This window comes from Peribacillus psychrosaccharolyticus ATCC 23296 (assembly GCF_000305495.1).
Classification (GTDB): domain Bacteria; phylum Bacillota; class Bacilli; order Bacillales; family DSM-1321; genus Peribacillus; species Peribacillus psychrosaccharolyticus.
Genome location: NZ_AJTN02000261.1, coordinates 1 through 12,200, shown reverse-complemented (window position 1 = coordinate 12,200; position 12,200 = coordinate 1). Strand labels below are relative to the sequence as shown.

The following is a 12,200-nucleotide window of genomic DNA, read 5'->3' as shown; positions in this document are numbered from 1 at the left end:
CTTAAACTGAACAAAAGCTACCCGTTATTCATCCATGCCACAGTGTGGTACCACAGAGGATGGAAGATGAAGACGAATAAAATTTTACTCTACTCGTTGCTTTTCTTTGGCTAGAGTAATATATATTTAAAGAATAACAACAATAATTAAAAAGTATAAGTTACTAAAGATAATTCATCTATCTACGATGATGTAAGTTCTTCTGATTTCATATGTAGGCTGTTTCCGAAATAGAAAGCTAAGGCTCTCTTGGGCAGCCTTAGCTTTTTTTTAAGGACGATCATTTTCTCTAACCATTTCATCGATACCGACTTCCTGCCTAATTTGGTCCACGTAACCCTCAAAACGCTCATTGATAAACAAAGTTTTCCGGTAACCGGAAATAAAGGATCCGCTTTGGGTTCTTCTGAGTGCAATCACACCGCAAAGCCTGTCTGCATTCTGCGGTTGGTAAAAATAGCCATCCGTATCGCGCGCCGTTCTCAAAGCCGCTACGCCAGGACTCATAGTATAGATTTCCTCACCGAATACAGCTTGCGAGATGTCCGTATCGTCATATCGATCCGCTTCCATGACAATCAGATTTACATGCTGCGCATCGTTATTCCACATAAAAGCACCGATAGCTTTATCAAGACTTGAGCGGATTTGGGCTTCTGCTTCGCCAGTAAGATCCCGCCAATCCATGTCCGCAGAGCTGCCGAGCGTCAAATGAGCCAGTGTAGTGTTACGCGGCTCAAACAAGAAAAAAGTGGCCTTCGGATCAAATTCATCCGGGTATGAATGCTCCGACGCGTCATCAGCATGGGCGGCAGTTTCTATTAAACGGACAAGCGGACCCACATCTTGCTCCGTAAAATCTTCCGCAAATTGTAACGATACGAATTTGCCAAAGGTAATCGTCCGTAGCTGATCTTGAATTCGTCGCAGCATATGATCTCTGCGATTTTCAAATTCACCATGATTAAGCCTTTTCATTTGCAAATATAAAGTTGTATTGCCCCGCGGCATCACAAAATCAGGCGGTCGGTCGTATCCGGGAGGCTCATACAAATGTACGCCTTGCGGTTCATGACGGATCAGATCAGCACCAAAGTTATGCTCTGCAATAAAATCGGGGATATTTCGAGTGCTTCCTCTCGCGTTTTGCAGCAACGTTTGATTGAGATTACTCATTCCATGCTGATCTAGCAATTCCATTTGTTCCGTGAGATTTTGTATCTCTGTCTCGTTGTTATAAAGCATTGTTCTATGTAATGCTTCTTCAGCCATTTGCCGGAAAGTTGACGTCATCTTTTCTCCACCTCATTTTTTTCATCCCATTATTGTACCAAGCCCTTTGGCAAATGTCATACTTTGGAAAGCTTCCCACATCAATGAAGCATGAAGTGTATGATGACTGTATAGATCCCAAATGTAACGATTTGTGAATACCGCAAACCAAAATAACGTTTCTTTTCTTTTGTCTTTTTGTGCGAAAAAGAAAAATAGATATATTAGCAGATTGTTCAGTATGGAGACCGATTCGTAAGAACAATATTTTTAATACTTATTCAACTCTACTGTGCCGTTAGCTTAGACATACCCATACTTCATTATTGATTGAAGCTGGAGTCGGCATTAAAGAAATACAACAGCGTCTTGGACATACGGATATTAATACTACGATGAATATCTATGCTCATATGACTGTTAATATGGAAGAAAAGGCCTCCCAACAGTTTAGCAAACTGATGAAAGACCTTCTCCTATAGTTAGCTTTTTTGTCAAAGGTTGCCGTGTTTTTTATAAAACGAGGACAAATCCGAGGACAAGAAAAGCATATTATCATTTTAGACGTTGATATAATAAGGTTTTAAAACCCTAATTACATCATGCCGCCCATGCCGCCCATATCAGGCATTGCTGGCATTGGGTTTTCTTCTGGTTTGTCTGCAACTACTGCTTCAGTAGTTAAGAACATTGCAGCAACAGATGCAGCGTTTTGAAGCGCTGAGCGTGTTACTTTAGTTGGGTCAACGATACCAGCGTCGATCATGTTTACCCACTCGCCAGTAGCTGCGTTGAAGCCTGTGCCTACTTCTTCGTGTTTTAGGCGTTCTACGATTACAGAACCTTCTAGGCCTGCATTGTGAGCGATTTGACGTACAGGCTCTTCGATCGCACGTAGTACGATGTTGATTCCTGTTTGTTCGTCACCTTCTGAAATAAGTTCTGCAACTTTCGTGTATACGTTAAGAAGTGCTGTACCACCACCGGCTACAATTCCTTCTTCAACCGCTGCACGAGTAGAGTTAAGCGCATCTTCAATGCGAAGTTTGCGTTCTTTTAATTCTGTTTCAGTAGCAGCTCCAACTTTAATGACAGCTACTCCGCCTGCAAGTTTAGCAAGACGTTCTTGTAATTTTTCACGGTCGAATTCAGAAGTTGTTTCTTCTAATTGAACACGGATTTGGTGTACACGTGCTTGAATTTGTGCAGAATCTCCAGCACCTTCAACGATTGTTGTGTTTTCTTTTGTTACAACAACTTTCGATGCACGGCCTAGTGAAGCTAGTGTTGCTGATTTCAGTTCAAGACCTACTTCTTCAGAAATCACTTCTCCGCCAGTTAATGCAGCGATATCTTCTAGCATTGCTTTACGACGATCTCCGAATCCAGGTGCTTTTACAGCAACTGCATTGAATGTTCCACGAAGTTTGTTCACAACAAGTGTTGATAGTGCTTCGCCTTCAATGTCTTCAGCAATTAGCAATAGAGATTTTCCTTGTTGAACAACTTGTTCAAGTACAGGAAGAATTTCTTGAATGTTTGAGATTTTTTTGTCAGTAATTAAGATATATGGATTTTCAAGAACTGCTTCCATTTTATCTGGGTTTGTTACCATATAAGCAGATGCATATCCACGGTCGAACTGCATACCTTCTACTACGTCCAATTCAGTTGAGAATCCTTTAGACTCTTCAATTGTGATAACACCGTCGTTGCCAACGCGTTCCATTGCTTCAGCAATTAATTGACCCACTTCTTCGTCAGAAGCTGAGATTGCTGCAACTTGTGCAATAGACTCTTTGTTTTCGATTGGTTTAGAGATAGCTTGTAACTCACTAATTGCAGCTTTCACAGCTTTTTCAATCCCTTTACGAATGCCCATAGGATTCGCGCCAGCCGTTACGTTTTTCAGGCCTTCACGAATCATAGCTTGTGCAAGGACAGTAGCAGTTGTTGTACCATCACCAGCAATGTCATTCGTTTTGCTTGCAACTTCAGCAACCAACTTAGCACCCATGTTTTCGAATGCATCTTCTAATTCGATTTCTTTAGCGATTGTTACACCATCATTAGTAATAAGCGGTGAACCGAATTTCTTTTCAAGAACGACGTTACGTCCTTTTGGTCCAAGTGTCACTTTTACTGCATTAGCGAGTGCATCTACACCGCGAAGCATGGAACGTCGTGCGTCTTCACTGAATTTAATGTCTTTAGCCATATATAAAAACCTCCTAAAGTATTTTGTATTAGTTTTCGTTTATTAAGTATGTTTAGGACAATTAGCCAATAACAGCTAAGATGTCGCTTTCTCTTAGGATTAAGTAGTCTGACCCGTCATATTTCACTTCTGTACCTGCATATTTAGAGAAGATAATCCGATCGCCTTGGGCAACCTCTAAAGCAACACGTTCGCCATTTTCAAGAACACGGCCTGTTCCTACAGCTACAATTTTTCCTTCTTGCGGCTTTTCTTTTGCAGTATCCGGTAAAACAATACCGCTGGCAGTTTTTTCTTCTGATTCAACTAGCTCAATAATTACGCGATCACCTAATGGTTTTAACAAGTGAAACGACCTCCTCAAATTCTACTGGTTAGTGTTTAATTATTAGCACTCATCTACTGTGAGTGCTAACACAATTACTATATTAAATAAATTGGGACATATTTGCAAGTATCTTATCTCTTTTTTTTCTATTAATTTCTAAGGATGCTTGGGAATACTATAATAAGAAAACACCTTCCACCGTCTTTAAATCCTTTACGTTATAAAAACCTTTATGTGGAGTTTGGTCGTTTATTTTGATACTCTTTTATAAGGTAGCTTAGGCTCTCACTAGTGCGATTCATTTTGTTGGGTTTACGGCAGGCTGCCTCAACCGCAACATCGAAGGAGTTATGAGTTTTGAAGAGAGAATATTGGTACATTATTATTGTTTATATCGCTATGCAGTTATCGAGTATTGTTGGTGTTCCTCTTTTAATGATGTTTGGGATTATGGGAGGAGCCGAAAAAAATGCCGAGCTTCAACAGCTTTCTGGCGCGTATTGGATTGTTATCAGCTTCCTTATTGGCTTGATAGCAACATTATTCTTAATACGAAAAGAAATGAAAAATAATGATGATTTTCGAAAACATCAAGCGTCTGTTCCTACCTCTATTTTTTGGGGATTCGCCGGAATCTTTCTTGCGTTATTTTCTCAATCCATAGCAGGAGCGATTGAAACAGCTATCGGCATTGAGGCAGGTTCTGAGAATACGCAGACGATTATTGATCTAATTCTCAATGTTCCTCTCGTCCTATTTGTTAGTTCTGTTATTGGACCGATTCTTGAGGAAATTGTTTTTCGTAAAATTATTTTTGGATCCCTGCACAAACGACTTAACTTTTTCTTATCTGCCCTGATTAGTTCATTAATATTCGGAGCCGCTCACGGAGAATTTATTCATTTATTGCTCTATACTGCGATGGGATTTGTTTTTGCCTTTTTATATGTAAAAACCAATCGTATCTTAGTCCCCATCTTTGCGCACGTGTCCATGAACTCCTTAGTGGTCATTACTCAAATAGTTTACAAAGATGATATTGAAAAATTGCAGAAGGACGCAGAGCACGTGCAAAACTTCATCGGAGGGTTTTTATGAAAAGAATTTCACCTTTAACATTAGCCATTATTTATATGGCTTTAGGCGCCTTATTTATCTTTATGTCCATCCAAACAGTTTCTAGATCCGGATGGGGATTCTTCGCCTATTTTCTTGTACTGCTTGCCACACTTGATTTAGGATCAGGCATTCGTATGCTTCTCCTGCACTTTAAAATTAAATCCATCCAGAAAAAGAATAAAGAAATAAACAAAAAACGCTGCTTATAATCCTGGCAGCGTTTTTTGTATTTAATCCGTGATGGCCTGAATATCAGATGATGGGTAATGCTTTAAGAAATAAATTAATGATTGCAGTTCAATAGATAAATCAATGTGGTGAACTCTTATGGCAGCCGGTACAGTAAGGCGTGCCGGAGTAAAATTTAAAATCCCTTTTACATTTGATTTAACGAGGTAATCTGTAATGGTTTGAGCCACATGTGATGGCACAGTTAAAATTGCGACAGATATATCTCGTTGATTTAACTGTTCTTCTAACTCGTCCATATGGTACACCGGGACGTCACAGATTCTCGTACCGACCTTACTTTCGTCAACATCAAAGGCTAACTCAATAATCGTGTTATTATTCTTTAAGAAATTATAATTCAAAAAGGCTGTCCCCAAGTTACCTACACCGATTAAGGCTACTTTAGTCAACTCATCTTGATCCAGTGTTTTCCGGAAAAATGATAAAAGATAATTAACGTTATATCCATAGCCTTTTTTACCAAGTGCACCAAAATAAGAAAAATCCCGGCGTATCGTGGCAGAGTCTACCTTGACAGCTTCACTGAGTTCAGCTGAGGAAACACGCTGCTTGCCTGATGAATGTAGGTTTTTTAGAAAACGATAGTATAAGGGTAATCTCTTGGCGGTTGCCTGCGGTATTTTTAAATGTTCTGGGCTCATATATTTTCCCCGCTTTCACAAATGTTTCCGAATCCTATTCTTCGGTTTGATTAATCTGCCTCTGATAGTCGGGACTGGAAACACCACCGGTTTTTTCAACTAAAAACGTTGGTCCTATGATCATACCCTTATCCACAGCCTTACACATATCATAAACAGTCAGTGCAGCTGCTGAAACAGCTGTTAACGCTTCCATTTCCACACCTGTGCTTCCCTTTGTCTTGGCCGTTGCTTGAATCTGCAGACGATGATTATCGTCCTCTTTTAACCAATTAAAAGAGATATTCACACCTTGTAATGAAATGGGATGACACATAGGAATAATGTTCGACGTATTCTTACAAGCCATGATTCCTGCCACCTGGGCAACAGCAAGTACGTCTCCCTTTTTCATTTTATTGTTGGTTATTTTTTCGTAAATTTCTTCATTCAGCAATATGCTCGACTGAGCAACAGCTGTACGAACAGTTTCAGGCTTTTGGCTGATATCAACCATTTTTGCCCTGCCTTCTTCATTAAAATGAGTTAACTCTTTCATTCAAAACACCTCTCCTAAATCATACACTAAAATTCACCATTTGTAATGACTTTGTTTCATCCTTCACATAAGCATATTGATACTCACCCTCGCGGATATTGCCCGAATAAGGTACACTATCTATAACGCAATTTAGAGGTGAAAAACATGATTCTATTACAAGTTAACCAATTATCGAAATATTATGGGGCAGAGCTTATATTATCAAATATGAAGCTCGAAGTTCAAAATAGAGATCGAGTGGCTCTTGTCGGCAGAAATGGTGCAGGGAAATCCACACTATTAAAAATTATTGCTGGTCATCTTTCTCACGATGGCGGCGAGATCATTAAACCTAAAGGCACCACAATTGGCTATATGGCTCAGGATACCGGTTTAGAGTCTGAATTATCCATATGGGATGAAATGCTGACTGTTTTTACCGAGCTGATTGCCAAGGAAAAACAGCTGCGGCACCTAGAGGTCACGATGGCCAAGCCGGAGACTTATGAAAATGAAGCACTCTACAAAAAGATTCTCTCTGAATATGATGCCCTGCAAATCAAGTTTGCTGAACAGGGCGGGTACCAATATGAAGCAGATATCCGGTCCGTTCTTCATGGACTGCAATTCTCTTCGTTTGATTCATCTACACCTATTGCTACGTTAAGCGGGGGTCAGAAAACCCGGCTGGCACTTGGTAAATTACTACTAAAGAAACCCGATATCCTCATCCTAGATGAACCAACCAATCACCTTGATATCGATACACTTTCTTGGCTGGAGCAATATTTACAAGGCTATCCTGGTGCCGTATTAATTGTTTCTCATGATCGTTATTTCCTTGATAAGGTTGTTAATCAGGTCTATGAAATATCCCGTCATTCCATGCGTAAGTATCATGGAAACTATAGTGCTTACTTAGCCTTAAAAGAATTAGATTATGAACGCGATTTAAAGCAATATGAAAAACAGCAGGACGAGATTGATAAGCTAAAGGACTTTGTTCAACGGAACATTACGAGAGCTTCCACAACCAAAAGAGCACAAAGCAGACGCAAACAACTTGAAAAAATGGATGTGCTGGACAGGCCTAATGGAGATGAAAAATCGGCTAATTTTTCGTTTCAGATTGAAAGGCAAAGCGGGAACGATGTGCTTGCTATTCAGGAAGCAGAAATTGGATACAATCAAAAGTATGTTTCCCGCAACATCAACATTAACATTTCAAAAGGGGACAGCGTAGCTCTTGTTGGTCCAAACGGAGTCGGAAAATCGACCTTGTTAAAAACATTGATTGGCAAACTTGAACTCCTTTCAGGTGGATTTAAAATGGGGACAAACGTCCAAATCAGCTACTACGATCAGGAACAAGCTAATCTCGTCTCAAATAAACGGGTGTTAAATGAACTATGGGATGAACATCCACTAAAACCTGAGAAAGAAATCCGCACCATTCTAGGCAATTTTCTTTTTTCTGGTGATGATGTCCTTAAGAACGTCTCATCCCTCAGCGGCGGCGAAAAGGCTCGCCTCGCACTAGCTAAGATGATGATGGAAAAAGGCAACCTGTTAATCTTAGATGAACCGACCAATCACCTAGACCTTGATAGTAAACTGGTGCTCGAAAATGCCTTAATCGATTATCCCGGGACCATTCTTTTCGTTTCCCATGATCGTTACTTTATCAATCGAATTGCCACAAAGGTAATTGAACTTAGTAAAGACGGCAGCGAAGAATTCCTTGGTGATTATGATTACTACGTTGAGAAGAAACAGGAACAAGCAGAACTCATTGAGCTCGAAAGAAAAGAGCGTGTAATCAAAGCTGATACACCTCCAGTCGCCACATCTTATCAAATGGATAAAGAAGTAAAGAAAGTGGAACGACAGCGTAAGCGGAGAATTGAGGAAATAGAAATTGCTACTGAAAAGCTAGAAGAAGAAATTACTACCTACAATGAGCTTCTATGCGATCCTGAAATTTTCCAAAACCATGAAAAAGTCCTTGAAATTCAAGTAAAACTCGATCAGGCACAATCAGATGTCGATTTACTTTTAGAAGAATGGGCTGAACTTGAAGGGTAAGAACAGGCTGCCTCAAGACCCGATAGACGGGCTTGAGGCAGCCTGTTTTCACGCGTAATTGACGTTCATTCACAATCATTTCTTTGTATTTTAAAAATGTGGATAACTTTTATTTTTAAAATCAAGTTATCCACATAATTAGCCACATTCAAAAGCCTGATTTACTCACTTCCATAAGAGTTTTCCACATTATCCACAAAACTCGGTCGTTTTATCCACAATAAGCCTAGTTATACACAATCTGTTTTAATAATCAAAAAACTTTATCCACAGAATAGTGAGATATTTTTCTTTTACCCACAGAAAGAACGTGAGATACCAAGTTTGGCATCTCACGTTTAATTTAGAGATTCTCAATATCAAGACCAGGATTACCGTTTAGAGCAAGATCTGATCGCTTCCCTTTTTCAAACAGGATACTTCCAGCTGCACCAATCATCGCTGCATTATCTGTACAAAGAGATAATGGAGGAATCACAAGCTCTATATCAGGAACTGCGGTAAAAGCTTCTGTAAGAGCTGCACGAAGTCCTTTATTCGCCGCGACTCCTCCTGCTAGCATAACTTGCTTCACATTAAAATCTTCAGCTGCCTTAAGGGTTTTTGTGACAAGCACTTCAATAACACTTGCTTGAAAACTAGCCGCCAAATCTGCCGGTTCTATTGTCTCCCCACGTTGTTCAGCATTATGAAGAGTATTAATAACCGAAGATTTCAGTCCGCTAAAGCTAAAGTCATAACTTCCATTCAGCCATGCTCTAGGAAGATTTATTGAAGGTTTTCCCTCATGGGCAAGCCGGTCAATATGCGGACCACCTGGGTAGGGGAAGTTAAGTGTCCGAGCCACCTTATCGTACGCTTCACCTGCTGCATCATCACGTGTCTCACCGATTACCTTAAATGATCCATGCTCTTTTAGTAATATAAGTTCTGTATGCCCCCCTGAAACCACTAGAGACAATGCTGGAAACTTCATTTCCTGTATTAATCGGTTAGCATAGATGTGCCCTGCTATATGATGAACACCTACAAGAGGAATCCCATGAGCAAATGCCACGGCTTTAGCAGCATTAACACCAATCAAAAGAGCGCCTACAAGGCCAGGTCCTTCTGTAACAGCGACTGCATCAATATCCTTATAGGTTACATCTGCTTGGAGTAATGCTTCTTCAATAACAAGTGTGATTTGTTCAACATGCATTCTTGATGCAATCTCTGGTACAACTCCACCAAAACGCTTATGGCTTTCTATTTGTGATGAAATGACATTGCTTAAAATTTCTGTACCGTTCTTAATAACTGCCGCAGCCGTTTCATCACAGCTTGTTTCAATACCCAATATAATTTGATCTTTTTTCACGATAAATTCACCCACATAACATATGCATCTTCCTGGTTATCAGTATAATAATTCTTACGAGTTCCACCAGTTTGGAATCCGAGTTTTTTATATAAGGATTGTGCCGTTATATTACTTACTCGAACCTCTAAAGTCATTTTGATTACTTGCTTGCTTAATGCTACTTCAATCATCTTAACAAGCAAAGCCTCGCCAAGCTTTTGTCCTCTGTACTCTGGCAGTATGGCAATATTGGTAATGTGTGCCTCATCTAAAACAATCCAAGCCCCACAATACCCAACGATCTTTCCTTCATCCTCAATAACCAGGTAAATAGCATATTGATTAGTATTCAATTCATTATAAAAAGCTTCCCTGCTCCATGGAAGTGTAAAAGACTCTCTCTCCACAATTAAAACTTGGTCAATATCTTCTGTTCTCATACGTCTAAACATTAAAGAATCACTCATCGATACTGGTCTCTTTTCACCAAGTATTTTCTCATCAAAGGTCATTTTTTTTCGCCTGAGTTTCCAGCCATTTAACTTCTGCTTCAGCCATCCGGACATAATTTGGTACAAACTGATGGATATCTTCTTCATCCTTATCCCTTCCCAATAAAGCCAGTTCACTCGGTCTTGGGTTGAATAATGAGGGCGGGGCAAATATGGCTTGTTCCCCTAATACCTCTTTAATGGCTTCTTGATGTAAAGCGATATCTTGGCCAATGAATAAAATAGATTCATTCGTAGACTTTAACCGTTTAGCCCAATCTACAGATAAAATGTTGCAATCTTCTATGATTGTTTCTAGTTTGTTATTTGTGAATTTATAAAGACCAGTAAAGATCAAGCCCCGTCTAGCATCGAACAACGGCGCAATATACCCTTCGAAGAAACGAGCATTCGCAGCCAATGCTTCAAGGCTGGATATGCCAGACAATGGAATTTTCAACGTCCAGGCCAATGTTTTAGCAATGGTTACACCTATCCGCACACCCGTATAGGATCCTGGACCTTTTGCCACAACAATTTTATCGAGTTCTGCTGGAGTAGTATCACATTCCTTTAACAAACCCTCAATAGCCGGCATAACACGTAATGAATGATTCTTCTTTAGATTCGTGATATATTCGCCAATTACCTTATCATCCTCTATTAAAGAAATACCTAATATAAAATTTGATGTATCCAACGCTAACACTTTCATTAACAAATCTCCTTACATAACTGAAGGTATCGTTCTCCCTTAGCTTCTAATACAAATTTACGGCTTGTATCACCAATCCGATAGATGTAGATGGTCAGCAATTCGTCAGGAAGCTGTTCTTTAATTAAATGGGCCCATTCCACAACAGTAACCCCTGTACCTTCAAAATATTCGTCAAAACCTAGATCTTCATCCTCCGCGCTTACCCTATAAACATCCATATGATAAAGGGGAATCCGCCCTTGGTATTCCTTAATAATCGTAAAGGTAGGGCTGTTGACTACCCGAGTGACGGCTAGACCTTTGGCTAGACCTTTCGTAAACGCCGTCTTTCCAGCCCCCAAGTCTCCTTCTAAGGCAATTACCTCTCCACCATTAAGCTTTTCACCTATCTGTTTCGCTAAAGCGAATGTTTGATCTTCATTTTCAGTAACTAACTCATACTGCTGCATATTATCTTCACCCTTATATCCTTCTTTGATCATCGACCTGTAATAAACCCTATACCTGTAGTTTACCTTTTTTCGCTATAGGAAACAACGGATGAACCGGAAATGTGATTTGATGAACAGCAACTGAAATAGAGATAATGCAGATATCTTTCTAGACATAAAAAAAACGAAACAAATGTTCGTTTTTTTTAACTGATTGCGGGGACAGGATTTGAACCTGCGACCTTCGGGTTATGAGCCCGACGAGCTACCGGACTGCTCCACCCCGCGACGATTTGAATGAAACTAAAAAATAAATATGCCTGGCAACGTCCTACTCTCACAGGGGGAAACCCCCAACTACCATCGGCGCTGAAGAGCTTAACTTCCGTGTTCGGAATGGGAACGGGTGTGGCCTCTTCGCCATCACTGCCAGACATTATTCATTTCTTACTATAAATATTATATTAACATTATTTTTACACAAATGCAAGAACTTTTTCGTTTTTTTCGGAAGTCTCTGCCTGTGAATCTCTAAACTCTATCCTTATTTTCTCCAATAACCAACTGATTATTCACTATCTCTTTTTTATTATATGACCTTGATCTAATTTAATGACATGTTTAATAATAGAAACCAAAAAAAGACAACAGAGAAGGTTCTCTGTTGTCTTTTTAACTGATTGCGGGGACAGGATTTGAACCTGCGACCTTCGGGTTATGAGCCCGACGAGCTACCGGACTGCTCCACCCCGCGACGATTTGAATGAAACTAAAAAAAACTCA

The 12,200-nt window shown here is 39.9% G+C and carries 12 protein-coding genes, 2 tRNA genes, 1 rRNA gene and 1 pseudogene; 4 read left to right on the top strand and 12 right to left on the bottom strand.

The genetic code is table 11. The features are described 5' to 3' along the window. Positions 1-270 precede the first annotated feature (270 nt). A complete protein-coding gene (locus WYK_RS22280) occupies positions 271-1,053 on the bottom strand; it encodes a hypothetical protein (protein ID WP_152526537.1) in 783 nt (260 codons plus the stop codon). 524 nt (positions 1,054-1,577) lie between these two features. On the opposite strand from WYK_RS22280, the pseudogene WYK_RS24305 reads away from it, so the two are divergent. Then, positions 1,578-1,754, top strand: a pseudogene (locus WYK_RS24305) (tyrosine-type recombinase/integrase); the annotation flags it as partial. 113 nt (positions 1,755-1,867) lie between these two features. Here WYK_RS24305 and groL read toward each other — a convergent pair. Together groL and groES are read right to left on the bottom strand one after the other, a co-directional pair. Then, the gene (gene groL / locus WYK_RS22275) at positions 1,868-3,490 is read right to left on the bottom strand and encodes a chaperonin GroEL (protein ID WP_040376617.1); all 1,623 of its coding nucleotides are present in this window, start codon (positions 3,488-3,490) and stop codon (positions 1,868-1,870) included. 61 nt (positions 3,491-3,551) lie between these two features. After that, positions 3,552-3,836, bottom strand: a complete 285-nt coding sequence (gene groES, locus WYK_RS22270; RefSeq protein ID WP_040376616.1) for a co-chaperone GroES — start codon at positions 3,834-3,836, stop codon at positions 3,552-3,554. A gap of 339 nt (positions 3,837-4,175) precedes the next feature. Between groES and WYK_RS22265 the strand changes: the two genes are divergently transcribed. Both WYK_RS22265 and WYK_RS22260 read left to right on the top strand, forming a co-directional pair. Further along, positions 4,176-4,916 carry a CPBP family intramembrane glutamic endopeptidase gene (locus WYK_RS22265; protein WP_040376615.1) on the top strand — a complete coding sequence of 247 codons (741 nt, stop codon included), beginning with the start codon at positions 4,176-4,178 and terminating at the stop codon, positions 4,914-4,916. Next, positions 4,913-5,146: a YdiK family protein gene (locus WYK_RS22260; protein WP_040376614.1), complete on the top strand. Its 234-nt coding sequence runs from the start codon at positions 4,913-4,915 to the stop codon at positions 5,144-5,146. The genes WYK_RS22265 and WYK_RS22260 overlap by 4 nt, the downstream gene beginning before the upstream one ends. A gap of 21 nt (positions 5,147-5,167) precedes the next feature. On the opposite strand, the gene WYK_RS22255 is transcribed toward WYK_RS22260, so the two are convergent. Together WYK_RS22255 and moaC are read right to left on the bottom strand one after the other, a co-directional pair. Next, on the bottom strand, positions 5,168-5,830 hold the full coding sequence (locus WYK_RS22255) for a redox-sensing transcriptional repressor Rex (RefSeq protein WP_040376613.1): 663 nt from the start codon (positions 5,828-5,830) through the stop codon (positions 5,168-5,170). A 34-nt stretch (positions 5,831-5,864) separates the two neighbouring features. Beyond that, on the bottom strand, positions 5,865-6,368 hold the full coding sequence (gene moaC / locus WYK_RS22250) for a cyclic pyranopterin monophosphate synthase MoaC (protein ID WP_040376612.1): 504 nt from the start codon (positions 6,366-6,368) through the stop codon (positions 5,865-5,867). A 147-nt stretch (positions 6,369-6,515) separates the two neighbouring features. Between moaC and WYK_RS22245 the strand changes: the two genes are divergently transcribed. Then, positions 6,516-8,435, top strand: a complete 1,920-nt coding sequence (locus WYK_RS22245) for an ABC-F family ATP-binding cassette domain-containing protein (protein WP_040376611.1) — start codon at positions 6,516-6,518, stop codon at positions 8,433-8,435. A 343-nt stretch (positions 8,436-8,778) separates the two neighbouring features. On the opposite strand, the gene tsaD is transcribed toward WYK_RS22245, so the two are convergent. The 7 genes from tsaD to WYK_RS22210 form a co-directional block, all read right to left on the bottom strand. After that, a complete protein-coding gene (gene tsaD, locus WYK_RS22240) occupies positions 8,779-9,795 on the bottom strand; it encodes a tRNA (adenosine(37)-N6)-threonylcarbamoyltransferase complex transferase subunit TsaD (protein ID WP_040376636.1) in 1,017 nt (338 codons plus the stop codon). Then, positions 9,792-10,244 (bottom strand): ribosomal protein S18-alanine N-acetyltransferase, encoded by a 453-nt coding sequence (gene rimI, locus WYK_RS22235; RefSeq protein WP_040376635.1) that lies wholly within the window; start codon positions 10,242-10,244, stop codon positions 9,792-9,794. The genes tsaD and rimI overlap by 4 nt, the downstream gene beginning before the upstream one ends. Before the next feature lie 34 nt (positions 10,245-10,278). Continuing rightward, on the bottom strand, positions 10,279-10,983 hold the full coding sequence (gene tsaB, locus WYK_RS22230; RefSeq protein WP_040376610.1) for a tRNA (adenosine(37)-N6)-threonylcarbamoyltransferase complex dimerization subunit type 1 TsaB: 705 nt from the start codon (positions 10,981-10,983) through the stop codon (positions 10,279-10,281). Next, on the bottom strand, positions 10,983-11,435 hold the full coding sequence (tsaE, locus tag WYK_RS22225; protein WP_040376634.1) for a tRNA (adenosine(37)-N6)-threonylcarbamoyltransferase complex ATPase subunit type 1 TsaE: 453 nt from the start codon (positions 11,433-11,435) through the stop codon (positions 10,983-10,985). Before tsaE ends, tsaB begins: the two co-directional genes overlap by 1 nt. Before the next feature lie 196 nt (positions 11,436-11,631). Beyond that, positions 11,632-11,705, bottom strand: a tRNA-Met gene (locus WYK_RS22220). Positions 11,706-11,735: 30 nt separating this feature from the next. Next, positions 11,736-11,851 (bottom strand): 5S ribosomal RNA (gene rrf / locus WYK_RS22215). Positions 11,852-12,097: 246 nt separating this feature from the next. Continuing rightward, positions 12,098-12,171, bottom strand: a tRNA-Met gene (locus WYK_RS22210). Between the last annotated feature and the right edge of the window lie 29 nt (positions 12,172-12,200).

Excerpts from the sequence above, each read along its gene's own strand:
- groL (WP_040376617.1), bottom strand. The coding sequence starts at position 3,490 with ATGGCTAAAGACATTAAATTCAGTGAAGACGCACGACGTTCCATGCTT.
- WYK_RS22260 (WP_040376614.1), top strand. The coding sequence starts at position 4,913 with ATGAAAAGAATTTCACCTTTAACATTAGCCATTATTTATATGGCTTTA.
- WYK_RS22255 (WP_040376613.1), bottom strand. The coding sequence starts at position 5,830 with ATGAGCCCAGAACATTTAAAAATACCGCAGGCAACCGCCAAGAGATTA.
- moaC (WP_040376612.1), bottom strand. The coding sequence starts at position 6,368 with ATGAAAGAGTTAACTCATTTTAATGAAGAAGGCAGGGCAAAAATGGTT.
- WYK_RS22245 (WP_040376611.1), top strand. The coding sequence starts at position 6,516 with ATGATTCTATTACAAGTTAACCAATTATCGAAATATTATGGGGCAGAG.
- rimI (WP_040376635.1), bottom strand. The coding sequence starts at position 10,244 with ATGAGTGATTCTTTAATGTTTAGACGTATGAGAACAGAAGATATTGAC.
- tsaB (WP_040376610.1), bottom strand. The coding sequence starts at position 10,983 with ATGAAAGTGTTAGCGTTGGATACATCAAATTTTATATTAGGTATTTCT.
- tsaE (WP_040376634.1), bottom strand. The coding sequence starts at position 11,435 with ATGCAGCAGTATGAGTTAGTTACTGAAAATGAAGATCAAACATTCGCT.